The sequence below is a fragment of the Streptomyces millisiae genome (genome assembly GCF_031845425.1).
GTDB classification, from domain to species: Bacteria; Actinomycetota; Actinomycetes; order Streptomycetales; family Streptomycetaceae; genus Streptomyces; species Streptomyces millisiae.
Genome location: NZ_JAVREM010000002.1, coordinates 187,593 through 209,721 on the forward strand (window position 1 = coordinate 187,593; position 22,129 = coordinate 209,721).

A 22,129-nucleotide genomic window follows, 5' to 3' on the forward strand; every position below is an offset into this window, starting at 1 on the left:
CACCAGTCCGTCAGTAGAGGACGGGCCAGCCGCTGCTCCAGTTGATGAGGTTGACGCCGAGCTTGGGCGCCCCGTTGTCCTGGCCGTCGTAGTAGTGGTACACGAGCAGGTCGCCGTCGACGTCGTTCATCACCGACTGGCCGCCGGGGCCGATGTACCGGCCCTGCGTCTCCCGCACCAGGGTGCCGCCGCCGTTCATCAGGTTGACGCCGTTGCGGTCGACGAACGGGCCGTTGGGGCTGGTGGAGCGGCCCACCTTGATGTGGTAGGTGCTGCTGGTGCCGGCGCAGCAGGTGCCGTAGGAGTTGAACAGGTAGTAGTAGCCGTTGCGCTTGACCAGCGACGGGCCCTCGATGCCGCCGCCCTGCGAGGCCAGGCTGTAGACGGTGCGGTTGGTGGCGTGCCGCAGGCCGGTGGCCGGGTTGAGCTGGATCTGCTTGATCCCGGTCCACCAGGAGCCGAACGTCAGCCACCAGGTGCCGTTGTCGTCCACCAGCAGGTTGGGGTCGATGGCGTTGTGGTTGGAGCTCGAGGTGGTCGAGTAGACGATGCCGCGGTCGGTGAAGCTGCCGGGACGGCCGGTGGTGGAGGTGGCCAGGCCGATCGCCGAGTGGTTGGAGCCGAAGCTGGAGACCGCGTAGTACAGCCAGTAGGTGCCGTTGTGGTAGGAGATGTCGGGGGCCCAGGGGCTCTGCTCGGGCGAGTAGGTCGACCACCAGGACAGCGGCGAGGCGAACGCCGAGCCGGCGTTGGCGAACGCGATCCGGTCCGACGAGGTGCGGGCGTCCAGGCGGTTGTTGGAGCCGTAGAGCACGTAGCCGGAACTGGTCCTGATCATCGAGGGGTCGTGGATGCCGGTCGCGCCCGTCACCAGTCCCGGGTTGGGGTAGGCGACGGCGCTGCCGGGCGTCAGCAGCAGCATGGCGGCGGCGGCCAGGGCCGCCGCCATGACGCGGGACAACAGGCGGTGCACAGGGCTCACGGTGGCACTCCTCACCGGTGGGGGCAGCTCTCACCGGTCAAGTGGTCGCGGCCCTCGGGAAGGTTGCCGGCCGCCCGCCGCCGTCAGGCGAGTTCGACGCCCGGGCGGCCGTTCTCCACCCGCAGGCCGGCCAGCGTGCTCGCGGTGGCTGTCGGCTGGCGGACGGTGTCCACGATCCGCACCCGGGCGTCGACGCCGTCCCGGTCGATGTCGAAGAGGTGGTAGCCGCGGTGCGCGTCGAGCAGCTTCCAGTGCGGGTTGTCGGGCCTGCGCGGGTCCCACTCGGCCTGGAACGCGGCCTGGTCCTGGTCGCCGTTGGAACTGATCGAGGTGCCCACGAACTCGGCCCCGACCACCTGGGAGTTCGGCTCGGCGAAGTCCCGCCTGAGGTCGCTGACCATGGTGAGGTGGCGGTCGCCGGAGAGCACCACCGGGTTGCGGAAGGCGGCGAACTCGGCCAGCAGCTCGTTCCTTTCCACCTGGTAGCCGTCCCAGGCGTCGTAGAACCACTGCTTGCCCTCGCCGACCAGCAGGTCGGTCTCGGCCATCATGATCTGCGAGCCGACGAGGTTCCAGCGGGCGGGGGAGCGGCGCAGCCCGTCCAGCAGCCAGCGCTTCTGCTCGGCGCCGAGCATCGTCAACAGCGGGCTGCGGGCGCCCTCCTGGCTGGTCGCCTGGTCGCTGCGGTACTGCCGGGTGTCGAGCACCTGGAGCCGGGCGAGCCGCCCGAAGTCCAGCCGGCGGTGCGCCCTGATGTGCGGGCCCGAGGGCACCGCGGTGGCGCGCACCGGCATGTGCTCGTAGAACGCCTGGTAGGCGGCGGTCAGTCGGGCGACGAACGCGTCGTGCGGCTGCCGGTCGGGGTCCTGCGGTATCTCGCCGGCGAAGTCGTTGTCCACCTCGTGGTCGTCGAAGGTGACGATCCACGGCGCCTCGGCGTGCATCCGCGCCAGGTCCGGATCCGTGCGGTACTGGGCGTACCGGTTGCGGTACTGGACCAGCGAGTACGGCTCCCCGGTGCCCTCGTGGCGGCGCACGGCGGTGGCCGAGGGGCCGCTCTCGTAGATGTAGTCGCCGACGAACAGCACGCCGTCCACGTCCTGCGCGGCCATGTCCGCGTAGGGCGTGAACCAGCCGTGCTGCCAGTTCTGGCAGGAGGCGAGCGCGAGCCGCAGCCGGCCGCCCTCGGCGTGCGCCGGGGGCGCGGTCCTGGTGCGCCCGACGGGGGAGAGCTGGTTCCCCACCCGGAAGCGGTACCAGTGGTCGCGGTGCGGGCGCAGGCCCCGGACGTCGACGTGCACGCTGTGCCCCAGCGAGGGCTCGGCCCGCGCGGTGCCCTGCCCGACGATCCGCCGGAAGCGGGAGTCCTCCGCGATCTGCCAGCCGACGGACACCGCCTGGTCCGGCATGCCGCCGCCGCTCGTGGGGGCACCTCCCAGCCGCCAGGCTGGGGGAGGGTCGCCGGAGGCCACGCCGAGCGAGAACGCACCGTCGGGCACCGTGGGTTCGGCCGGTCGGGCGGCGACCCGGGGCACGGCGGCCGTCCGGGGCGGCACGGCGCCCGCGGGGGCGGCGCCCGCCAACTGGCCGACCGCGGCGCTGCCGAGAGCCGTGGCGCCGGCCGCGAGGAAACGGCGTCGGCCGGTGGTCGGTTGGGACATGACGATCCTCCGGTATGTCGGGGACATGGCACGCTGCCGGGACAGACCGTGACAGCCGCTCGATACCGGTGCCTTAACGGCGGTGAGCCGCGACCTTACGGCGCAATGTGACGTGGTGACCGCGCCCGATGGCCGAAAGGCGCTGGAATACTCCGTTCTCCGGGGCGTCGGAGAACGGCGTCGATTGTTCATCCGGCGATTTCCGGAACGACGAAAGCGGCTGCTTGCATCGCAGTCCGGTGAAAATCCTCCGAATCCGGAAAAGCGGCCCTGGAGTCACGTTGTCCCGCCCCCCACATCCGAGTCCGGCGCAGCCCGCCGGAATGCGCGGCGAGCCGAACCGCCGCCGTTTCCTCACGCTCGCCGGCGGCAGCGCGCTGGTCGCCGCGCTGCCCCTGGCCGGCGCGACGGCCGCGCCACGGCGCGCCGTCCCCCGGCTGTCCGGCGACCCCTTCACCCTCGGCGTCGCCTCCGGGGAACCGCTCCCGGACGGCGTCGTCCTGTGGACCAGGCTGGCGCCCGAGCCGCTGGCGCCCGACGGGCTCGGCGGCATGCCCCCGCTGGCCGTCCCGGTCGACTGGCAGCTGGCCGCCGACCCCCGGTTCCGGCACGTGGTGCGCTCCGGGGTGGCGCGGGCCACACCGGAGCTCGGCCACTCCGTGCACGTCGAGGTCGACGGGCTGCGCCCGGACCGCGAGTACTGGTACCGCTTCCGGGCCGCCGGCCACCTCAGCGAGACCGGCCGCACCAGGACGGCGCCGGCCGTGGGCGCCGCCCTGTCCTCGCTCACCTTCGCCTACCTGAGCTGCCAGAACTACTTCGAGGGCCACTTCACGGCGCTGCGCCACCTGGCCGACGAGGACCTCGACCTCGTGGTCCACCTGGGCGACTACATCTACGAGATCAGCGAGCCCAGCGAGGTCGGCCGCGACCACCTGCCGGTCGGCGAGCCCGGCTCACTGGCCGACTACCGGGTCCGGTACGGGCAGTACAAGAGCGACGGCGACCTGCGGGCCGCGCACGCCGCCGCGCCCTGGATCGTCACCATGGACGACCACGAGGTGGACAACGACTGGGCGGCCGGCGTGGGCGGCGAGGGCGAGGTGGGGGAGGGCTTCCTTGCGCTGCGGGCCGCGGCCTTCCAGGCGTACTACGAGCACCTGCCGCTGCGCGGGACCGCGCGGCCCACCGGTCCCGACATGGCGCTGCACCGGCGCTTCGACTACGGCGGCCTGGCCCGCTTCCACGTGCTCGACGGTCGGCAGTTCCGCGACGACCAGGTCTGCTACGGCCCCGGCCTCGACCACGACTGCGCCGACCGGCTGGCCGCCGACCGCTCGATGCTCGGCGCCGCGCAGGAGCGCTGGCTGACGGAGGGCCTGCGGGACTCGGGCGCCGTCTGGGACGTGCTCGCCAACCAGGTGCTGATGATGCAGGCGGACGCCGCCGCGGGACCGGAGCGCGACTTCGGAATGGACACCTGGGACGGCTATGCGGCGGCCAGGGACCGCCTTTTCCGGAGCGTCCGGGACAACCGGGTGGAGAATTTCGTGGTGTTGACGGGCGACGCGCACCGGAATCTCGCCGCCGATCTCAAGGCCGATTTCGACGACCCCGAATCGGTCACCGTGGGCGCCGAATTCATGGCCACGTCCATCACGTCGAGCGGCGACGGCGAGGACCACGACGAGTGGGGGCGGCGCTGGCTCGCCGAGAACCCGCACATGCGTTTCCACAACGGGCAGCGCGGCTACGGCCGTTGCCATGTCACCCGGGACGAGTGGCGCACCGACTACCGGATCGTCCCGTATGTCAGCCGCCCCGGCGCCCCGGTCTCCACCCGCGCCAGCGTCTACGTGGCGGCCGGCGAGCCCGGCATCGCCCAGGTCGAGTCGTGAGGGCGGCCCGACCCGCCACGTGAGCCGGGCCGGCGCGGCCGCCCCGCGCGGAACGCGGAAGGACCCCCCGACACGGACGGGGGGTCCCTCGGGTGGTCACCGCCTCAGACGTTGACGCCGTAGTCGGTGGCGATGCCGGCCAGGCCGGAGGCGTAACCCTGGCCCACCGCGCGGAACTTCCACTCGGCGCCGTGGCGGTAGAGCTCGCCGAAGATCATCGCCGTCTCGGTGGCCGCGTCCTCGCTGAGGTCGTAGCGGGCGATCTCGGCGCCGTTGGCCTGGTTGACGACGCGGATGAACGCGTTGCGGATCTGGCCGAAGCTCTGGCCGCGGGCGACCGCGTCGTGGATCGAGACGGGGAAGACGATGGAGGCGATCTCGGCGGGCACGGCCGCCAGGTTCACCTTGATCGCCTCGTCGTCGCCCTCGCCCTCACCGGTGAGGTTGTCCCCGGTGTGCTCCACGGAGCCGTCCGGGCTGGTCAGGTTGTTGTAGAAGACGAAGTGCTGGTCGGAGGCGACCTTGCCGCTCGCGGTGCACAGCAGGGCGCTGGCGTCCAGGTCGTAGTCGACGCCCGTGGTCGTGCGGACGTCCCAGCCGAGCCCGACCACCACCGCGGTCAGGCCGGGTGCCTCCTTGGTCAGCGAGACGTTGCCGCCCTTGGACAGGGTTACTCCCACGCTCTCCTCCTCGATGCGTACGGGGTCCGTGGATATGTGCCCGGATGGGCCCTCGGTTAAGAAACTACAGCAGTGTAGAAATTGTCCGGCCGCCGGTGTCAGAGGTCGAACTCGGCCGGCTGCAGGCCGAGCGCGAAGCAGGCCTCGCGGACCACGCCACGCTCCTCCTCGTCGAAGTGCCCGTCCGCGCCGCCGATCACGATGCCGATCTGGATGACGGCCCGCGCCTCGGCCGGCTTCTTCTTGGCCTTCGCGACCTCCTGCAGGAGGCTGACCTTACCGAAGTCGAAGTCCTTCGTGAGCTTGTCCAGGTAGGCCTCGAAGCGCTGCTGCAGGTCCATGGCGTCGAAGTTCTGCAGGACCTCGTTGCCGGCGATCAGTTGTGCCACGCGGCGGCGCTCGGCGGGGTCGATCGAGCCGTCGGCGGCGGCCACCAGGGCGCAGATCGCCATGCTCGCGTCGCGGAACGCCCCGCTCTTGAGGTCGTTCTTCCTGGCGTTGAGCTGAGCCTGCATCGACGACGCGGACTCCTTGATGCGGTCCCACAAGGCCATGGGGAAACTCCGTTGATCGACTGACGGATCACTTCTACGCAAGTGTAGAACCAGCGGCGGGGGCCGCGTGACGACGGGCGCACGCGCGATCACGGGTGACGCGCGTAGTTTCCCGAGCGGCTGGCAGGTACATATCACTCACGAACGGCCGCTCGCCCGAGGGGCGTTCACGCCGTACCGCCACCCCCACGGAAAGGCCCCCCATGCGCAGGACCCTGCTCACCGGCGCCCTCACCCTCGTCCTGATAGCCCCACCCGGCCTCGCGGCCGCCACCGCGACTGCCGCCGTGCCGGTGGTGGAGACCCAGGACGACGCCTACTACGCGGACGCCCTCGGCCTCACCGGCGAGCCGCTGCGGGACGCGCTGCACGAGATCATCAGCACCGGCGTCACCACCCTCAGCTACTCCCAGGTCTGGGAGGCCCTCAAGGTCACCGACCGGGACCCGGCCAACTCCGCCAACGTCGTGCTGCTCTACACCGGCCAGTCCCGCTCCGCGTCCCTCAACGGCGGGGACGTCGGCGACTGGAACCGGGAGCACGTCTGGGCCCAGTCGCACGGCGACTTCGGCACCTCGCCGGGCCCGGGCACCGACGTGCACCACCTGCGCCCGGCCGACGTGCAGGTCAACAGCTCGCGCGGCAACAAGGACTTCGACGACGGCGGCTCGGCCGTCGCCATCGCCCCGGGCAACTACACCGACGCCGACTCCTGGGAACCCCGCGACCAGGACAAGGGCGACATCGCGCGGATGCTGTTCTACATGGCGGTGCGGTACGAGGGCGGCGACGGCTTCGCCGACCTCGAACTCAACGACGCGGTGAACAACGGCAGTCGGCCCTACCACGGCCGGCTCTCCACCCTCCTGGAATGGCACGAGCTGGACCCGCCGTCCGCCTTCGAGGAGCGCCGCAACGAGCTCATCCACGACCAGTACCAGGGCAACCGCAACCCGTTCATCGACCACCCGGAGTGGGCCGAGGACATCTGGGGGTAGCTCCCGTCGCGTCGGTCACATCGGTCACATCGGTCACAGCGGCGCGGCGACCCGGGGGGCGGCACGCATGCCGACGAGGCAGCAGCCGGTGCCGTCGGGGAGGTGGGAGAAGACCACGGGCATCCAGTCCTCGCTGAAGGAGGGGCCCGCGCCGGCGCCGGCGAAGACGGCGGTGCCGTCCGCGGCCAGCGAGACCGGGGTCAGCGCTATGTCGAGCGGCGGCGAGAAGTCCTTCATGCCGCCGGTGAACTCGTAGCGGAGGCCCGGCCTTCCGTCGCGTTCGTGGACCGTGATGTCGACGCCCTCCCGCCGGTAGGTGCCGAGCAGCGGCGTCATGTCGATCGCGGGCGGGCTGGCCGGCGGGGCGAGGGGCGCGGGCATCCGCACCTCCGCCAACTCGGCCAGCAGCTCGCTCATCAGCTCCGCGTAGAGCAGGCGCGCGGCACCGCCGTTGGTGAGCAGGGCGACGGCGACACCGGCCCCGGGGACGACCCTCAGGTAGGCGTACTGGCCGATGGAGGCGCCGTCGTGGCCGAAGCCGGCCGTCCCGGACCAGTCGTAGAGCGTCCAGCCCAGGCCCCAACCGTCCGCGCTGACCGTCCACTTGTCGAGGACGTCGACCTGGCGCCGCCGCATCGCGGCGACCGAGTCCCGGGTCAGCACGCGGGTGCCGTCCCGGCCCACGCCGCCGTCGAGGTGTGCCCTGGCGAACCGGACGACATCGCCCGCCGTGGCGCACACTCTGCCGTAGGGCCCGGCGGAGCGCGGCATGAGGTCCCAGGCGGGTGCCGGCTCCGGCTCCTGTCCCGGCTCGCCGAGATGCCCCATCGCGGCCCGGAAGCGCAGCACCTCCTCCGGAAGCGTCATGGTCCGGTCGAGCCCGAGCGGGGTGAGCAGCAGATCCCGGAGCGCCGCGTCCCAGGTCCGGCCGGTGAGCACCTCGACGATCCGGCCGAGCACGTTGTAACCGACGCTGCTGTAGGAGAGCACCGTGTCGGGCGGGCAGTCGAGCGCCACGTCCTTGGCGGCCTCGACGTAGCGGGCGAGGCAGTCGTCCCCCGCCCGGTGTCATGGGTGAAGTCGCAGGTGAGCCCGCTCGTGTGGCTGAGCAGCTGCCGGGTGGTGATGGTCCGGGTGGCCTCGGCGTCCGCGACGGCGAAGCCGGGCAGCACCTCGGCGACCGGGGCGTCCAGGTCGAGGGCGCCTGACTCCACGAGCCGCATCACCAGCGTGGCCGTGTAGACCTTGGCGATCGAGCCGAGCTGGAAGACCGAGTCGGGCGTGGCCTCAACGCCGGTGCCGCGGTGCAGCACGCCGCTGGCCAGTTCGTGGATCTCCCCGTCGGCGAGCACGGCGAGCGTCGCGCCCGGGACGTGGTGGGCGGAGCGCAGCTCGTCGAGCCTGGCCTGCCAGCGGGCGGTGTCGAAGCTGGGCGATGTCATGGCGGTGTCCTCCCGATCCGGTGCCGCGCCCGGCGCGGCCTCGGGGAACACTGTACGCCCATGCGTACGCTGTTCGCAATGTGCGTTCGGTGTGCGCTCGCTGCGCGCGGCGCTCTCCGTCTGTCCTGCCGACGTCCGTCGGGGCAGGAAACCCCTGGTAGGCGATCAGGGCGCGGACATAGACTCCGCCGGGGCGCGTCACCCGGGCGTGGCTCCGATCGCCGTGCCCGCCTTCGCCGCGCCCATTCGGAGAGAGCGATGCCCCCGACCATCCCCGGCACCCGGCCCGTCAGGGCCCGGGTGGCGGTCTTCGCGCTGTTCTTCACCAACGGCTTCGTCTTCTCCAACGTCGTCCCGCGCTACCCGGAGATCAAGGCCGAGCTCGGCCTGTCCAACGCCGCCCTCGGCACGGCCATCGCCGCCATGCCGCTCGGCGCGCTGGTGCTCGGGCTGACCGCCGGCCCGCTGATCAGGCGGTTCGGCTCGGCGCGCACCGCCGTCATCAGCCAGCTGCTGATGGGCGTCAACATCGTCCTGGTAGGCACCGCGCCCGGGTACGCGGTGCTGTGCGCCGCGATCTTCGTCGCCGGCAGCCTGGACGCGGTCAACGACGTCGCGATGAACGCGCACGGCATGCGGGTGCAGCGGCGCTACGGCCGGTCGATCCTGAACGCCTTCCACGGGCTGTGGAGCGTGGGCGCGGTGCTCGGCGGCGTGGCCGGCGCGGCGGCCGCCCAGTTCGAGCTGGCGCTCGCCCTCCACCTCGGCCTGGTCGGCGCGGTCACCCTCGCCTCGGCCCTGGTCTCCTCGCGGTTCCTGCTGCCAGGGCCCGACGACACCGAGCGCGACCCGGCCACGGCGCCCGCGGCGGCCGGCGGCGGCGGTGGTGGGCGAGCCTGGCTGCGGCGGCCGGTGCTGGTCGCGTTCGCCGTGCTCGGTCTGATGACGGCGGCCACCACCGTCGTCGAGGACGCCCCGAGCTCCTGGGGCGCCGTGTACCTGCGGAGCGAGCTGGCGGCCGGCCCCTTCGTCGGCGGCCTCGCCTTCATGGCGCTCCAGGGCACCCAGACCGTGGGCCGGCTGCTGGGCGACCGGGTGGTCCAGCGGCTCGGCGACCGCGCCACCGCCAGGATCGGCGGGGTGCTGGTCACGGGCGGCATGGGCGCGGCGCTGCTGTGGCCCTCCGTGCCGAGCACCGTCGTCGGCTTCGGCCTGGCCGGGCTCGGCATCGCGACGCTGATCCCGGCGGCCCTGCACGCCGCCGACGAGGTGCCGGGGCTCTGGCCCGGCGCGGGCATCAGCGTGGCCGCGTTCCTGCTGCGCATCGGCTTCCTGGTGTCCCCGCCGGTGGTGGGCCTGATCGCCGACGCGCACTCGATCCGGCTCGGCCTGGCCGTGGTGCCGGTCGCCGGCCTGGTGATCCTGGCGACCGCGCGCGTCCTGGACACCAGGCGGCAGCCGGCGGCCGAGGCGGGCGTGGCGCCCGGTGCCGAGGACGCCCGCGCCGCCGCCTGACCGTCGCGGCGCATCGCGCGCCCCGTCCCACCCATGATCCCGTTCCTGCGCGATCCGCGCAGGCGTGCGTCCTGTGACGCCGGGAACCCGGCGTCCTCTCGCGCGAAATGCGCGAAGACTCTTGCGCGAAACAAACAGTCATGCGACGGTTTCCCGCATCACGATCCTGTCGGCCGCACGGGAAGCCGAGGCATGCCCACCACGCTCATCACCACGCCCACCTTCGCGCGGTACTCCCGCGACCCCTGGACCCTGCTGGAGAGCGCCGGCGCCGGGCCGGTCCGCCCGGTCGAGGACGCCGCCCTGCCAGCACCCGAACTCCTCGCCAGGGTCGGCGCCGCCGACGCGCTGATCGTCGGCATGGACCCGATCACCGCCGAGGTCATCGAGGCCGCCGGGCGGCTGAAGGTCATCGCCAAGCACGGCGTCGGCGTGGACACCATCGACCTGGCCGCCGCCCGCGCCCGCGGCATCCGGGTCACCTACGCCCCCGGCAGCAACTCGCGGGCCGTCGCCGAGTTCACCTTCGGCCTCATGCTGGCCGCCGCCCGCCGCGTCCCCGAGGCCGACGCCCAACTGCGCGCCGGCCGCTGGCCCAAGCTCTTCGGCCCCGAACTCGCCGGCAAGACCCTGGCCATCGTCGGCTTCGGCCGCATCGGCCGGCTCCTCGCCGGCTACGCCCAGGCGTTCGGCATGACCGTGCTCGCCCACGACCCCTACCTCGACGACGCCGAGATCAGCGCCCGCGGCGCCCGCCCCGTGCCCCTGCGCACCGCCCTGGCCGAGGCGCACTTCACCAGCCTCCACCTGCCGGCCGACCCCGGCGCCCCGCCGCTGCTCGACGAGGCGACGCTGCGCGCCACGCGCCCCGGCGGCTACCTGATCAACGCCGCCCGGGGCGGCCTCGTCGACGAACGGGCCCTCGCCGCGCTGCTCGTCGAAGGCCACCTGGCCGGCGCCGCGGTGGACGCCTTCGCCGTCGAACCCCTCGGCGACAGCCCGCTGCGCACCGCGCCCAACGTCGTGCTCACCCCGCACATGGCCGCGTGCAGTCACGAGGCCAACCGGACCATGGGCGTGACCGTCGCCGAGGACGTGGTCCGGGTACTGGCCGGCGAGGAGCCGCGCCACCAGGTGACCTGACCGGGCGCTCGTCCCCGACCCTCCCCACCTCCCCCCAGAACCGCTCCCGTTCCGGCATCGGCGCCGGAAAGGAAGGACCCCACATGGCCACGACCGAGACGGAAGCCCTCGCGCCAGCCGCCGCCGAGGCGGTCGACCCCTACCTGTTGCGGGCCGAGGACGTGCGCGAGCCACCGAAGACCTTCGGCGGGCGACTGCGCCACCTCGGCCCGGGTCTGGTGCTCTCGGCCGCCATCGTCGGCTCGGGCGAGCTGATCGCCACCACCGCGCTCGGCGCCCGCGCCGGATTCGTCCTGCTGTGGCTCGTCATCATCAGCGCGACCGTCAAGGTCTGGATCCAGGCCGAGTTGGCGCGTTGGACCATCCTCAACGGCCGCACCGCGCTCGACGGCTACCGCGACGTCGGCCCCCGGATCGGCCGCCTCGGCTGGATCAACTGGCTGTGGATCGGCATGGACTTCGCCAAGATGTTCCAGCGCGGCGGCATCATCGGCGGCACCGCCGCCGCCTGTTCCATCCTGTGGCCGATCAGCGGCGAGGCGCTCAGCTTCTCCTCCCTCTTCTGCTGGACCGTGATCATCACCGCCAGCGTCGTGCTGCTCCTCCAGACCGCGCGCTACGCGGTCGTGGAGCAGGCCGCCGTCATCTCGGTCGTCCTCTTCACCACGATCACCGTGGGCCTCGCCCTCGCGCTGCCCCTCACCGACTTCGGCTTCGGCCCCTCGGACCTCGGCGAGGGCCTGAGCTTCACGATCCCCGCCGGCACCCTCGGCATCGCGCTCGCCATGTTCGGCCTGACCGGCGTCGGCGCCGACGAGATGACCACCTACACCTACTGGTGCCTGGAGAAGGGCTACGCCCGCTGGACAGGGCCCGACGACGGTACCGAGGAGCGCGCGCGGCGCGCCGAGGGCTGGCTGCGGGTGATGCGCCTGGACGTCACCGTCTCGTGGCTGGTCTGCACCCTGTGCACCCTCGCCTTCTACGTCATCGGCGCCTCCGTGCTGAACCCGCAGAACCTGGTCCCCGAGGGCAACGACGTCATCACCACGCTCTCCCGGATGTACACCGACACGATGGGGCCGTGGGCCAAGTACGTCTTCCTGGCGGGCGCGATCGCCGTGCTCTACTCCACCATCATCGGCTCGACCGCCAGCGTGCCGCGGCTGTGGACCAACTCCCTCGGCCTGCTCGGCGTGATCGACTGGAACGACCTGAAGGTCCGCCGCCGCACCATGCGGCTGCTCACCATCTGCCTCCCGCCGCTGTGGGCCGCCTCCTACCTGTGGGTCCAGTCACCGGTGTTGATGGTGCAGATCGGCGGCATCGGCGGCGGCGTCTTCCTGGTGGCCGTGGTCATCGCCGTCTGGCGACTGCGTGCCCTGGGCGTCGAACGACGCTTCCGCGGCAGCCCCTGGCTCACCGTGGCCCTGGCCGTGAGCAGCGCGGCCATCGCGTTCCTCGGCGTCTACGCGGTCCTGGACGTCTTCGGCATCTCGGTCGACGGCTCCTGACCGGCTCGTCCGCCCTCGGCGGACACGGCGCCCCACGCGTCCCGTTCCGGGTAGCCATCCGCCCGGGACGGGACACCGGGGCACACCGAGGAGGAACGATGGGCCGCACGGCGACGTACGACGGGATCGCGGACTGGTACGAGACCGAGTTCCTGCCCGGCCACCGGGGCCCGGGCCCCGACGGCGACCCGCTCGAACTCCGCCGCCTCCTGCGGCAGACGCTGGGCGAGGGCGCCGGGACCTGCCTGGAGATCGGCTGCGGCACCGGCGCCAACGCGGCCTGGGTGCGCGACCTGGGCTGGACCCCGGTCGGCGTCGACCTCTCCGGCGGGATGCTGCGCCACGCCCACGGCCGGCTCCCGGCCGCCCGCGCCGACGCGACCCGGCTGCCGGTCCGAGACGGCTCGGTGCCGGCCGTGCTCTCGATGATGGCGCACACCGACATGCCCGACTACCCGACGGTGCTGCGCGAGGCCGCCCGCGTGCTGCGCCCCGGCGGCCGCCTCGCGCACATCGGCGTCCACCCCTGCTTCTGCGGCGGCTTCGCCGACCGCACCGACCCGGCCGGCGTGGTCCTCCGCCCCGGCTACCTGGACGGCCACTGGACGAGGCGGTCCTGGACCACCGCCGGGCTGCGCGACAAGGTGGGCGCCAGCCACTGGCCGCTCCCCGCCCTGCTCGGCGCCTTCCGCGACGCCGGCCTCACCCTCGACTCCTTCGACGAGGGCGGCTCCCCGACCCCCACCGTGCTGGCGGTCCGCGCCACCAAGCCCTGAACGCCGTGAACCACCACAGCGGCGACGGATCGCTCCTGCCGGACCCCGGCGACGAGAGGCGACGCGTTCGACGTGCGAGCAGCGGTGGGCGGATTTCGCGGGCGCGCGCCAGCGTGAGGGGGGAGGATGGGGGCCATGGCCAAACGTTCCGTGGGTTCGGGTATGTCCCTCTGGTCGCAGGACTCGGTGCTGTCCATCGGCTCGGTGGGTTCCGTGCTCTCCATCGGGTCCGTCGGGTCCGCGCTCTCCGTCGGGTCGGTCGGGAGCACCCGGTCGGTGGGGTCGATCGGGTCCGCGCTGTCCGTGGTCTCGGCCGGGTCGTGGCTCAGCGTCGGGTCGCTGCTCTCGGCGGGGTCCCGCTGGTCGGTGCTGTCCTGGCGCTCGGTCGGTGGGTTCGCGAGCGCCGGGGCGGTGGCCGGTGCCGCGCTCGTGGTGCTGGCGCGGACGCGGCCGGGCGGCCCGGGGGCGCGCTCAGTCCGAGCGTGAGCCGGTCGCCGAGCGGCCGCCCCGGGCGCGGACGTGCATGCGCTCGCCCTGCGGTCCGAAGATGGAGAGGTACTCCACCGGTTGGTCGCCCGCGTTGGAGAAGCCGTGCGGGATGCGGGTGTCGAACTCGGCGGCCTCGCCCGTGGTGAGGATCAGCTCGTGCTCGCCGAGCAGCAGCCGCAGCCTGCCGGAGAGGACGTACAGCCACTCGTAGCCCTCGTGGGTGGACTGCTCGTTCCCGCACCCCTCGCCCACCGGCATGATCTGCTTGTACGCCTGGAGGCCGCCGAGGTTGCGGGTCAGCGGCACGAAGACCTGGCCGTGCCGGGTGAAGGGGCGGGGGCGGATGCGGGGATCGCCCGTGTCCGGGGCGCCGACCAGCTCGTCGAGCGGCACCCGGTAGGCCCTGGCCAGCGGCAGCAGCAGCTCAAGCGTCGGCTTGCGCAGCCCCGACTCGAGGCGCGAGAGGGTGCTGACCGAGATCCCCGTGGTCTCGCTCAGCTGGCTGAGCGTGCCGCCCCGCTCCAGGCGCAGCGCCCGCAGCCGCCCGCCCACCCCGCTCAGCACGGTGGTCAGCTCGTCGTCGTCCGTCATGCCTCCATTTGCCGTTGCGGCAATCATTTTTGTCAAGCCAGCCGCGGTGGACCGAGTATCGCCAGTGAGTCGAGGAGGTATCGAACATGGCGGAAGAAAGATCGGAAAGCCGGCTGGACGGCGTGGAGCGCCACGAGGTGGTGGTGGTCGGCGGCGGCGCCGCCGGGCTGAGCGGGGCGCTGGCGCTGGCCAGGGCGAGGCGCTCGGTGCTGGTGATCGACGAGGGGCGGCCGCGGAACGCGCCGGCGGACGGGGTCCACGGCTACCTGGGCCTGGAGGGCACCCCGCCCGCCGAGCTGCTGGCCCGCGGCCGGGCCGAGGCGACCGGCTACGGCGCCCGCTTCACCGAGGGGCGGGTGGTCTCCGCGGAGCGCGGCCCCGACGGGTTCCGGCTCGGCCTCGCCGACGGCTCGGCGGTCCTGGCCGACCGGCTGTTGGTGGCCACCGGGCTGGTGGACGAGCTGCCGGAGATCCCGGGGCTCGCCGAGCGTTTCGGGCGCGACGTGCTGCACTGCCCCTACTGCCACGGCTGGGAGGTGCGCGACCGGTCCGTCGGCGTGCTGGCGACCGGCGCGAACGCCGAGCACCTGGCGCTGCTGTGGCGCCAGTGGAGCGGTGACGTGACGCTGTTCGCCCACACCGCGCCGGAGCTGGACGACGAGCAGCGGGAGCGGCTCGCGGCTCGCGGGGTGACCGTGGTGACCGGCCGGGTGGCCGGACTCCGGGTGGACGACGACCGGCTCGCCGGCGTCGAGCTCGCGGACGGCCGCACGGTGCCGGTCGCGGTGGTGGCGGTCGGCACCTTCCTCGCCGCCAGGAGCGACCTGCTCGCCGCCCTGGGGCTCGCGCCGGTGCCGCAGGAGATGGCGGGCCAGGTGATCGGCAGCCGGGTGCCGGCCGACCCCACCGGGGCGACCGAGGTGCCGGGGGTGTGGGTCGCCGGCAACGTCACCCAGCTCGCCGAGCAGGTCATCGGCGCGGCGGCGGCCGGCCTCAGGGCGGGCGCGGCCATCAACGCCGACCTGGTCGCCGAGGACACCCGCCGGGCCGTGGCCACGGCGCGCGCCGCGCGGGAGGTGCTCGCGTGAACGAGGAGCACGAGCGGATCTGGGAGGAGATGTACCGGTCGGCCGAGCGGAGGTTCAGCGGCAACCCCAACCACGACCTGGTCGCCGAGGTCTCCGCGCTGACCCCGGGCACCGCCCTCGACCTCGGCTGCGGCGAGGGCGGCGACGCGCTCTGGCTGGCCGGGCAGGGGTGGCGGGTGACCGCCGTCGACATCTCGGCCACGGCGCTCGCGCGCGGCGCCGAGGACGCCAGGCGGGCCGGACTCGACGACCGGATCGACTGGCAGCACCGCGATCTCGCCGTCTCACTGCCGGACGGGCCCTTCGACCTGGTCAGCGCCCACTACCTCTACCTGCCCGACCAGATGCCGATCAGCCAGGTGCTGCGCCCGGCGGCCGAGCAGGTCGCCCCGGGCGGGGTGCTGCTGATCGGCTGGCACGGCGCACCCCCGTCGTGGGCGCCCGATCACCACCACGAGATCGGCTACCTCACGCCCGAGGAGGTCCTCGACCGGCTCGACCTGCCGGCGAAGGAGTGGCGGCTGCTGCTGGCCGACAGCCGGCGGCACGGAATGGCCTCGCCCGAGGGCCGGCTGGCCATGCGCACCGACTACGTCCTCAAGCTGGCCCGGCTCGCCGCCTCGTAGGTGGTGGTCACGACGGGAACACATATGATTCACCGGATGGTTTCCCGGGCTTAACTCGTCGCCCCCTCGGTGGCTGACCGACGGGCCGGTCCGCGCGGGAGCGATCGGTCACGAGGTGAGCACACAGAGGGGGGACGACCCGCCATGCAGACACGCGTCAGGAGACTCGGAGCACGGCTGCTGCCGGAGAAGGTGCGCGAGGCGCGCGCCGAGCGGCTGCGGGCGGCGAAGGCGGCGGCGGAGGAGCGGAAGCGGGCCGATCGCGTCGCGGCGCGGCGTCGCGAACTGCTGCGCTCCGATCCCGAGATCCGCACGGTGGAGGTCGCGGGCACGGTCTTCTACGGCCGGACGGTGACCCGCTTCAGCGCCGCCGAGGCGGCGGCCCGCAACCTGGGCCTGGTGTGCGACGCGCTGGAGAGCGCGGAGATCGAGTACTTCCTCGTGCCGGGCCGCTCCCACACCCGGCACGTCGTCGGCGTGCGCCACGCGGACCGCAAGCGGCTGCTGTCCGCGATGCGCGCCACCTACGGCGGCACCGCGCTGTACGCCATGAGGGCCGGGGCCGAGGCCCTGCCGGGGGACGCGGTGCTCTACGCCGACGGCTCGCTGCCCGCGGCGCTGAAGCGGCAGGACACGATCCGCTTCGGCGAGATCCTGTTGAGCCCCGCCGGGGGAGTGCTCGCCGACTTCGACCACGGCTGCGAGGTCGAGTTCTGGCGGGACGGCCGGCGCTTCCTGGACGACGCCCGGCTGGTGGAGCGCCGCGGCGTGCTGCGCAGCCTCGCCCCGGCCGCGGTCGTCGCCGACTCGCTGGTGGCGCCGCGCTTCAACGCGGTGACCGACACGTTGCCGAGCGAGGCCCGGGTGCCCGCGACGCTCACCGTCGCCGGCCGCGCCCACCCCACCTACGAGGGCTTCGCCCATCCCCGCCCGGACACCGTGGACTTCCCCGTCGACGTCGTCTACACCTGGGTGGACGGCGCGGACCCCGAACTGGCCGCGCGGCGGGAGGCGTACCGCTCCGGCGGCCAGCCGCCCCGCATCAACGCCCGGGAGACCGGCGCCTCCCGCTACGAGAGCCACGACGAGCTGAAGTACTCGCTGCGCTCCTTGGAGATGTACGCCCCGTTCGTGCGCACCATCCACATCGTCACCGACGGGCAGACGCCGTCCTGGCTGAACACCGAGGCGCCCGGCGTCCGGATCGTCGACCACAAGGAGATCTTCGAGGACCCGAGCGTCCTCCCGGTCTTCAACTCCCACGCGATCGGCACCCAGCTGCACCACATACCCGGTCTCTCCGAGCGCTACCTGTACTTCAACGACGACGTCTTCGTCGGCCGGCCGGTCGGCGCCGGGCACTTCTTCCACGGCAACGGCATCGCCAAGCTCCCCTTCGCCCCCTTCCAGATCGGCCTCGGTGAGCCCCACCCCGACGAGCCCGCCCCCAACTCCGCCGGCAAGAACGTCGCGCGGCTGATGATGCGTGAGCACGGCCGGCTGATCGTCAACAAGTTCAAGCACACCCCGCACCCGCAGATCCGGGCGGTGATGCGGGAGATCGAGGAACGCTTCCCCGAGGAGGTGGCGCGCACCGCGCGCAGCCGCTTCCGTTCGCTGACGGACGTGGCGATGGCCTCCACGCTGCACCACCACCACGCCTACCTCACCGGCCGCGCGGTGCCGGGCAAGTACTCGCTGCGCTACATCGACATCGGCAGGCCCGAGTCCGTGGCGGCACTCGCCGAGCTCGCCGACACCCGCCGCTGGGACTTCTTCTGCCTCAACGACGTGCAGACCCCGGAGGAGGAGAAGGAGAACGCCGCCGCCCGCCTCCACTCCTTCCTGGAGTCCTACTTCCCCCTCCCCAGCCGCTTCGAGCGCTGAGCGTCAGTCGGGATCGGGGGCGGGGTCGGGTTCGGATCCGGTGGCGGAGTCCAGCACCCGCCACCGGCCGACCTCGCGGTAGGCGGAGTCGTAGACGGCGGAACCGTCGCCGGGTTCGAGCGCGTAGTGGCGGACGTTGCCGCCCCAGTAGCGGAGGATCCGCCCGAGCTCGCGGGCCGACTCGCCCTCGGGCGCGGCGTCCGCCAGCTCGACCTCGAGCAGGAACTTCATATGACCCTCTCCTGTCCTGGTGTGAAGGCTTGTGGCATCAATTCTTTCATTGGACAGGGATGGGGACTTCGGACCTTCAAGCCCCGGTGAGCAGGGGGAACACCCGGGGAGAAGTCTCAAACGGGAGGCAGGGCGCCCCGGCCCGCACGGCCTTAGTGTGAGGAGCGCGTAATGACACTAATTAACCGTTGCGGGTGAAGTGATGGGCCAATCGGCCGCGATGTGGGGATTGTCCAGGAGGAATGACCCACAAGCGCGAAGCGAGGGCAGATGGCCATGGACCTGGAGGACCTGGTCTCGGGGGAGAAGATGATCGTCAGCGCCCACTCGGGTGGTGTGCTGATCCCCGATTCCTTCATCAACAAGAGACAGCACCTCAAGGCGCTGCGTGCCGACCACAACGAGCTCCAGGGGACTCACCGGTGGACGTTCGCGAAGTCGGGTGACGACACCTTCGTCATCGGCCATGTCAGCAGCGGGCGTTACATGGAGCCGCTGCGCAAGAGCGAGACCAGCGCGGTCTACGAGAACGTCAGGTACCAGGGCCCGATCCTGCTGGAGATCGGACCGCTCGCCGACGCGCGGGACCAGTGGGAGCTGCGGAAGAAGGGGGACTACTACCAGATCGGCCTCAAGGACTCCCGGTTCGTGGTGGGCCTGACCCACCCGGACCACGGCGACAGCTGGGTCACCCTCCTCGACCCCTGGTGGAGCATGGACCGGCTCTGGCTGATCCAGGACGCTCCGAGCTGAGCCGTGGCACGCGCGGCGCGGCGCGCGGCGGCCTGATCGACCGCCGCGCGCCGCGCCCGCCCGTTCAGCCCCGCTCGACGGCGGCCCAGTGGCGGCGCAGCTCCTCGGCGCCCTGCGCGGGCTGTTCCAGCGGCCACCAGTGGTCCGCGTCGAGGGCGACGAACCGGGCGCCGGTGCGGGCGGCCAGCTTCACGCCGTGCTGGGGCGCCTGGTACCGGTCGTGGTTTCCCCAGATGACCAGCCCCGGCGGGAGTTCGGCGTTCTCCTCGGGCCACCAGTCGCCGATGTAGACGGCGGAGCGGTAGAAGGCCAGGCCGGCGTTGAACATGGTGGCGTCGTAGTGCTCGGCGGTCACCGGGGCGTGGTACTCGGGCACGCCCGCCTCGCCGAGGCCGATGATCTGCCACTCGCGCGGGTAGCCGAGGTACTCGTCCCTGGCGGCCTCGCCCAGCGTGGTGGTCTGCCAGACCCGCGCGTTGTGGTGCCACGACCAGTCCGGGTCGCAGGTCGAGGTGAGCGCCCAACTCCGTAGCAGCTCGGGGTTGTTCTTCAGCACGCTGTGCAGCACCATGCCGCCGACGTCGTGCGCGACGACGTGCACGGGGCGGCGGAACCTCCGGAGTTCGCCGGTGAGCCACTCGGCGAGCTCCCAGCGGGTGCCGGTGAGTCCTTCCGGCATGGCCCGGCCGTAGCCCGGCAGGTCGAGGGCGACCGTGTCATAGCCGCGCAGGTGCTCGCGCAGCGGATCCCAGAGCCGGTGCGTATCAGGATAACCGTGGACAAAAACGACCTTGGTGGGCATGGCTTGCCTTCCAATCCTCGGTGGACGGTCGCGCGGGATGCGGGGCGGTGTGCGAACCGGGTTCAGGAGAGCTCGGCGACGGAGGCCAGCGCCCGGTCCATGGGGACATCGCCGCCGGAGAGGTCGAAGAGCCGGTGGTGGGTGGCTGGTTGGTCGACGCAGGCGATGGCCACGGCCGCCAGGTCGCCGCGGGAGAGCGAGCCGCCGTCGAGGTTCCTGGCGACCGTGACATGGCCGGTGGGGCCGCCGTCGGTCAGCCACGGCGGCCGGATCACCGTCCAGACCAGGCCGGAGCGGACCAGGTGCGCGTCGGCCTGGCCCTTGGCGGCGGCCACCCGCCAGAGGAGGAACCGGAGGGAGAGGGGGATGCGCCGGGGGTCGTCGCTGCCCATCATGGAGATCTGCACCCAGCGCCTGACGCCCGCCCGCTCGGCCGCGTCGATGGCCCTGATGACGCCGTCCCGGTCCACCCGCCGCGCCTGCCGGCCGGAGACGGTGCGCCCGGCCGCCGCGTTGATGACGACCTCACAGCCGCCGAGCGCGGCCTCGATCTCGGCGGGCGAGGACGAGGCCAGGTCGAGCAGGACGGCCTCGGCGCCCGCCGAGCGCAGCCGGGCGGCGGCCTCCTGGCCGCGGGCGGTGGCACGCACGTCCCGGCCGGCCGCCAGCAGTTGCCTGACGACCACGCTGCCGGTGCCGCCGGTGGCGCCGAAGACGGCGATCTTCATGGATTCCCCTCGGTGGGTGTGGTGCCGCCGGCCCGCGTCAGCGGGCGGCGGCCGGGCGGAAGCTGGCGGAGGCGACGGGCGGCGCGGGCGCGGCCGGCGCCGCGTGGGCCGGGCAGCCGGCCAGCGCCGAGGCGGCCTGGGCCGCCGAGGGCGCGGCGCCCCAGACGGCGCAGGCGCACACGGCCCCGGCGACGGCGGCGGGCGCGGCCCGGCCGGCCGCCGCGGCCGCCGGGGCGAACGAGGCGGCGGCGCCGCCGACACCCAGGGCGGCCGTGCCCAGGAGCAGGGCGCGCCTTCCCATCGAGGACCGGACCGGCGACATCTCAGGCATGGGAACTCCCGTGGAGTGGAGGGCACCTGACGGTACCCCAACTAACGATAGGCGCACTATCGACAGTGCTGCTCACAGTTTGGGTCCCGGGCCACCGCCCACGTCGGCGGCCGTCCCGACCGGCTCGGCCCGCTGCCCGACGGGCCGGCTGCGGGCCAGGTCCTCCGGCGAGTCCTCGACGGTGTGCCGCATCGCGAACCGCAGCAGCGGCGGCGCCATCAGCGAGGTGACGACGGCCACCAGCACGATGATCGTGTACGCCTCCACGGACAGGATCCCGAGCCGCATCCCGACCATGGCGATGATCACCTCCACCACGCCACGGGCGTTCATCCCGGCGCCGAGCGCCAGCGACTCCCAGCGGGTGAGCCCGCTGGACAGGCCGCCGATGGCCGCGCCGAGGAACTTGCCGACGATCGCCACCACGACGATCCCCAGCGCGATCGCCAGGATCTCCGGGTCGGCCAGCGCGGTCAGGTCCATCCGGAGCCCGGCGGTGGCGAAGAACAGCGGGGCGAAGACGTGGAGCGTGACGGACTCCAACGGCAGCGACCAGCCGGGCCGGCCACCGGGCGCGGAACCGATCAGCGAGCCCACCAGGAAGGCGCCGAGGATGGCCTCGAGACCCAGCGCGTGCGTGCCGGCGGCGGAGAAGAGCACCAGGACGACCGTGGTGCCCACCGGAGCCGCCTCGTACCCCGAGCGGTGGGCCCGACCCATCACGGGCCGCACCACGAGCCGCCCGACCAGTGGCGCGGCGAGGAACACCGCGAGCGGCGTGATGACGGCCTCCGCCACGTTGCCGCCGCTCAGTCCGGTGGTGGCCATCGCCGAGACGACCGACAGCATCAGCCAGCCGAAAGCGTCGTCGATGGTGCCGCTCACCATGATCAGCTGGCCGATCTTCCGGTGCATCAGGTTCATGTCGATCAGCGTCTTGGCGATCACCGGGATCGCGCTGACGCACATGGCGACGCCGAGGAAGAGCGCGAAGACCAGAGGCTCGGAGCCCGGCTCGCGCAGCCGGTCGGCGAGCAGGACGCCGGCCCCGACGCCGAGCCCCAGCGGCAGCAGCAGGCCGGCCGCGCTGACGGTGAGCGCGGTGGTGCCGTGCCGCCGCACCAGCGAGCTGTCGAGATGCATGCCGGTGATGGCGACCAGCAGCAGCACCCCGAACTGCCCCACCGCGTCGATGAGGTGCACCTGGTCGACGGAGAGCCAGTCGCCCATCCGGGGGAAGAAGCCGCTCAGCAGCGAGGGGCCGAGAATGATGCCGACGGTGAGCTCGCCGGCGATGGCCGGCATGCCGAGCCGCCTGGCGAGACCGCCGAGCAGCAGGGCGGCGCCGAGCAGCAGGCCGACCTGGAGCAGGAACGTCAGCAGCGGGTGCGCGGACAGCGGCGGAACGGGCGCGGCGGCGATCAACTCGGTCATCCCGTC

The 22,129-nt window shown here is 72.8% G+C and carries 22 protein-coding genes and 1 pseudogene; 11 read left to right on the top strand and 12 right to left on the bottom strand.

The features are described 5' to 3' along the window. Positions 1-10 precede the first annotated feature (10 nt). Complete coding sequence (locus RNC47_RS02985; protein ID WP_311595595.1) at positions 11-949, bottom strand: arabinan endo-1,5-alpha-L-arabinosidase; 939 nt, start codon at positions 947-949, stop codon at positions 11-13. A 116-nt stretch (positions 950-1,065) separates the two neighbouring features. Beyond that, positions 1,066-2,643 carry an alkaline phosphatase D family protein gene (locus RNC47_RS02990; RefSeq protein ID WP_311595221.1) on the bottom strand — a complete coding sequence of 526 codons (1,578 nt, stop codon included), beginning with the start codon at positions 2,641-2,643 and terminating at the stop codon, positions 1,066-1,068. Between the two features lie 323 nt (positions 2,644-2,966). On the opposite strand from RNC47_RS02990, the gene RNC47_RS02995 reads away from it, so the two are divergent. Continuing rightward, complete coding sequence (locus RNC47_RS02995) at positions 2,967-4,541, top strand: alkaline phosphatase D family protein (RefSeq protein ID WP_311595223.1); 1,575 nt, start codon at positions 2,967-2,969, stop codon at positions 4,539-4,541. Positions 4,542-4,645: 104 nt separating this feature from the next. Here RNC47_RS02995 and RNC47_RS03000 read toward each other — a convergent pair whose 3' ends face one another. Both RNC47_RS03000 and RNC47_RS03005 read right to left on the bottom strand, forming a co-directional pair. Beyond that, positions 4,646-5,221 (bottom strand): TerD family protein, encoded by a 576-nt coding sequence (locus RNC47_RS03000; protein ID WP_311595225.1) that lies wholly within the window; start codon positions 5,219-5,221, stop codon positions 4,646-4,648. Positions 5,222-5,319: 98 nt separating this feature from the next. After that, a complete protein-coding gene (locus RNC47_RS03005; protein WP_311595227.1) occupies positions 5,320-5,775 on the bottom strand; it encodes a tellurite resistance TerB family protein in 456 nt (151 codons plus the stop codon). A 203-nt stretch (positions 5,776-5,978) separates the two neighbouring features. Between RNC47_RS03005 and RNC47_RS03010 the strand changes: the two genes are divergently transcribed. Next, positions 5,979-6,773: an endonuclease I family protein gene (locus RNC47_RS03010; protein WP_311595229.1), complete on the top strand. Its 795-nt coding sequence runs from the start codon at positions 5,979-5,981 to the stop codon at positions 6,771-6,773. A 33-nt stretch (positions 6,774-6,806) separates the two neighbouring features. On the opposite strand, the gene RNC47_RS03015 is transcribed toward RNC47_RS03010, so the two are convergent. Both RNC47_RS03015 and RNC47_RS03020 read right to left on the bottom strand, forming a co-directional pair. Next, the gene (locus RNC47_RS03015; RefSeq protein WP_311595231.1) at positions 6,807-7,790 is read right to left on the bottom strand and encodes a serine hydrolase domain-containing protein; all 984 of its coding nucleotides are present in this window, start codon (positions 7,788-7,790) and stop codon (positions 6,807-6,809) included. Between the two features lie 95 nt (positions 7,791-7,885). Beyond that, positions 7,886-8,215, bottom strand: a pseudogene (locus RNC47_RS03020) (serine hydrolase domain-containing protein); the annotation flags it as partial. Between the two features lie 258 nt (positions 8,216-8,473). Between RNC47_RS03020 and RNC47_RS03025 the strand changes: the two are divergent. The 5 genes from RNC47_RS03025 to RNC47_RS03045 all read left to right on the top strand — a co-directional run bounded on the left by RNC47_RS03025 (position 8,474) and on the right by RNC47_RS03045 (position 13,649). After that, on the top strand, positions 8,474-9,730 hold the full coding sequence (locus tag RNC47_RS03025; protein ID WP_311595232.1) for an MFS transporter: 1,257 nt from the start codon (positions 8,474-8,476) through the stop codon (positions 9,728-9,730). 192 nt (positions 9,731-9,922) lie between these two features. Continuing rightward, positions 9,923-10,873, top strand: a complete 951-nt coding sequence (locus RNC47_RS03030) for a phosphoglycerate dehydrogenase (RefSeq protein WP_311595233.1) — start codon at positions 9,923-9,925, stop codon at positions 10,871-10,873. An 83-nt stretch (positions 10,874-10,956) separates the two neighbouring features. Then, entirely contained in the window at positions 10,957-12,387 is a 1,431-nt protein-coding gene (locus tag RNC47_RS03035) for an Nramp family divalent metal transporter (RefSeq protein WP_311595235.1), read from the top strand. A 98-nt stretch (positions 12,388-12,485) separates the two neighbouring features. After that, positions 12,486-13,163, top strand: coding sequence for a class I SAM-dependent methyltransferase (locus RNC47_RS03040; RefSeq protein ID WP_311595237.1), 678 nt, complete (start codon positions 12,486-12,488; stop codon positions 13,161-13,163). 135 nt (positions 13,164-13,298) lie between these two features. Further along, positions 13,299-13,649, top strand: a complete 351-nt coding sequence (locus RNC47_RS03045; protein WP_311595239.1) for a hypothetical protein — start codon at positions 13,299-13,301, stop codon at positions 13,647-13,649. Here RNC47_RS03045 and RNC47_RS03050 read toward each other — a convergent pair. Then, the gene (locus RNC47_RS03050) at positions 13,635-14,243 is read right to left on the bottom strand and encodes a helix-turn-helix domain-containing protein (RefSeq protein ID WP_311595241.1); all 609 of its coding nucleotides are present in this window, start codon (positions 14,241-14,243) and stop codon (positions 13,635-13,637) included. The genes RNC47_RS03045 and RNC47_RS03050 overlap by 15 nt on opposite strands. An 86-nt stretch (positions 14,244-14,329) precedes the next feature. Between RNC47_RS03050 and RNC47_RS03055 the strand changes: the two genes are divergently transcribed. The 3 genes from RNC47_RS03055 (at position 14,330) to RNC47_RS03065 (ending at position 17,844) form a co-directional block, all read left to right on the top strand. Further along, positions 14,330-15,331, top strand: coding sequence for an NAD(P)/FAD-dependent oxidoreductase (locus tag RNC47_RS03055; RefSeq protein WP_311595242.1), 1,002 nt, complete (start codon positions 14,330-14,332; stop codon positions 15,329-15,331). Further along, positions 15,328-15,957 (top strand): class I SAM-dependent methyltransferase, encoded by a 630-nt coding sequence (locus RNC47_RS03060; RefSeq protein WP_311595243.1) that lies wholly within the window; start codon positions 15,328-15,330, stop codon positions 15,955-15,957. Before RNC47_RS03055 ends, RNC47_RS03060 begins: the two co-directional genes overlap by 4 nt. Before the next feature lie 144 nt (positions 15,958-16,101). Next, positions 16,102-17,844 (top strand): stealth family protein, encoded by a 1,743-nt coding sequence (locus RNC47_RS03065; RefSeq protein WP_311595245.1) that lies wholly within the window; start codon positions 16,102-16,104, stop codon positions 17,842-17,844. 3 nt (positions 17,845-17,847) lie between these two features. Here the strand turns inward: RNC47_RS03065 and RNC47_RS03070 are convergent, their stop codons facing one another. Then, a complete protein-coding gene (locus RNC47_RS03070) occupies positions 17,848-18,075 on the bottom strand; it encodes a hypothetical protein (protein ID WP_311595247.1) in 228 nt (75 codons plus the stop codon). Positions 18,076-18,345: 270 nt separating this feature from the next. On the opposite strand from RNC47_RS03070, the gene RNC47_RS03075 reads away from it, so the two are divergent. Beyond that, positions 18,346-18,828: a hypothetical protein gene (locus RNC47_RS03075; RefSeq protein ID WP_311595248.1), complete on the top strand. Its 483-nt coding sequence runs from the start codon at positions 18,346-18,348 to the stop codon at positions 18,826-18,828. A gap of 64 nt (positions 18,829-18,892) precedes the next feature. On the opposite strand, the gene RNC47_RS03080 is transcribed toward RNC47_RS03075, so the two are convergent. The 4 genes from RNC47_RS03080 to RNC47_RS03095 all read right to left on the bottom strand — a co-directional run bounded on the left by RNC47_RS03080 (position 18,893) and on the right by RNC47_RS03095 (position 22,123). Then, positions 18,893-19,630: an alpha/beta fold hydrolase gene (locus RNC47_RS03080; RefSeq protein WP_311595250.1), complete on the bottom strand. Its 738-nt coding sequence runs from the start codon at positions 19,628-19,630 to the stop codon at positions 18,893-18,895. Between the two features lie 62 nt (positions 19,631-19,692). Beyond that, on the bottom strand, positions 19,693-20,358 hold the full coding sequence (locus RNC47_RS03085) for an SDR family oxidoreductase (RefSeq protein ID WP_311595252.1): 666 nt from the start codon (positions 20,356-20,358) through the stop codon (positions 19,693-19,695). 37 nt (positions 20,359-20,395) lie between these two features. Beyond that, positions 20,396-20,689, bottom strand: a complete 294-nt coding sequence (locus RNC47_RS03090) for a hypothetical protein (protein ID WP_311595253.1) — start codon at positions 20,687-20,689, stop codon at positions 20,396-20,398. A gap of 72 nt (positions 20,690-20,761) precedes the next feature. Continuing rightward, the gene (locus RNC47_RS03095; RefSeq protein ID WP_311595254.1) at positions 20,762-22,123 is read right to left on the bottom strand and encodes a cation:proton antiporter; all 1,362 of its coding nucleotides are present in this window, start codon (positions 22,121-22,123) and stop codon (positions 20,762-20,764) included. Positions 22,124-22,129: the final 6 nt, after the last annotated feature.

Bases quoted from the DNA above. Each gene is read 5' to 3' on its own strand.
- RNC47_RS03055 (WP_311595242.1), top strand. From the start codon at position 14,330: ATGGCGGAAGAAAGATCGGAAAGCCGGCTGGACGGCGTGGAGCGCCAC.
- RNC47_RS03025 (WP_311595232.1), top strand. From the start codon at position 8,474: ATGCCCCCGACCATCCCCGGCACCCGGCCCGTCAGGGCCCGGGTGGCG.
- RNC47_RS03090 (WP_311595253.1), bottom strand. From the start codon at position 20,689: ATGCCTGAGATGTCGCCGGTCCGGTCCTCGATGGGAAGGCGCGCCCTG.
- RNC47_RS02990 (WP_311595221.1), bottom strand. From the start codon at position 2,643: ATGTCCCAACCGACCACCGGCCGACGCCGTTTCCTCGCGGCCGGCGCC.
- RNC47_RS03065 (WP_311595245.1), top strand. From the start codon at position 16,102: ATGCAGACACGCGTCAGGAGACTCGGAGCACGGCTGCTGCCGGAGAAG.
- RNC47_RS02985 (WP_311595595.1), bottom strand. From the start codon at position 949: ATGGCGGCGGCCCTGGCCGCCGCCGCCATGCTGCTGCTGACGCCCGGC.
- RNC47_RS03095 (WP_311595254.1), bottom strand. From the start codon at position 22,123: ATGACCGAGTTGATCGCCGCCGCGCCCGTTCCGCCGCTGTCCGCGCAC.
- RNC47_RS03005 (WP_311595227.1), bottom strand. From the start codon at position 5,775: ATGGCCTTGTGGGACCGCATCAAGGAGTCCGCGTCGTCGATGCAGGCT.
- RNC47_RS03040 (WP_311595237.1), top strand. From the start codon at position 12,486: ATGGGCCGCACGGCGACGTACGACGGGATCGCGGACTGGTACGAGACC.
- RNC47_RS03050 (WP_311595241.1), bottom strand. From the start codon at position 14,243: ATGACGGACGACGACGAGCTGACCACCGTGCTGAGCGGGGTGGGCGGG.
- RNC47_RS03085 (WP_311595252.1), bottom strand. From the start codon at position 20,358: ATGAAGATCGCCGTCTTCGGCGCCACCGGCGGCACCGGCAGCGTGGTC.
- RNC47_RS03045 (WP_311595239.1), top strand. From the start codon at position 13,299: ATGGCCAAACGTTCCGTGGGTTCGGGTATGTCCCTCTGGTCGCAGGAC.
- RNC47_RS03070 (WP_311595247.1), bottom strand. From the start codon at position 18,075: ATGAAGTTCCTGCTCGAGGTCGAGCTGGCGGACGCCGCGCCCGAGGGC.
- RNC47_RS03030 (WP_311595233.1), top strand. From the start codon at position 9,923: ATGCCCACCACGCTCATCACCACGCCCACCTTCGCGCGGTACTCCCGC.
- RNC47_RS03035 (WP_311595235.1), top strand. From the start codon at position 10,957: ATGGCCACGACCGAGACGGAAGCCCTCGCGCCAGCCGCCGCCGAGGCG.
- RNC47_RS03010 (WP_311595229.1), top strand. From the start codon at position 5,979: ATGCGCAGGACCCTGCTCACCGGCGCCCTCACCCTCGTCCTGATAGCC.
- RNC47_RS02995 (WP_311595223.1), top strand. From the start codon at position 2,967: ATGCGCGGCGAGCCGAACCGCCGCCGTTTCCTCACGCTCGCCGGCGGC.
- RNC47_RS03075 (WP_311595248.1), top strand. From the start codon at position 18,346: ATGGCCATGGACCTGGAGGACCTGGTCTCGGGGGAGAAGATGATCGTC.
- RNC47_RS03080 (WP_311595250.1), bottom strand. From the start codon at position 19,630: ATGCCCACCAAGGTCGTTTTTGTCCACGGTTATCCTGATACGCACCGG.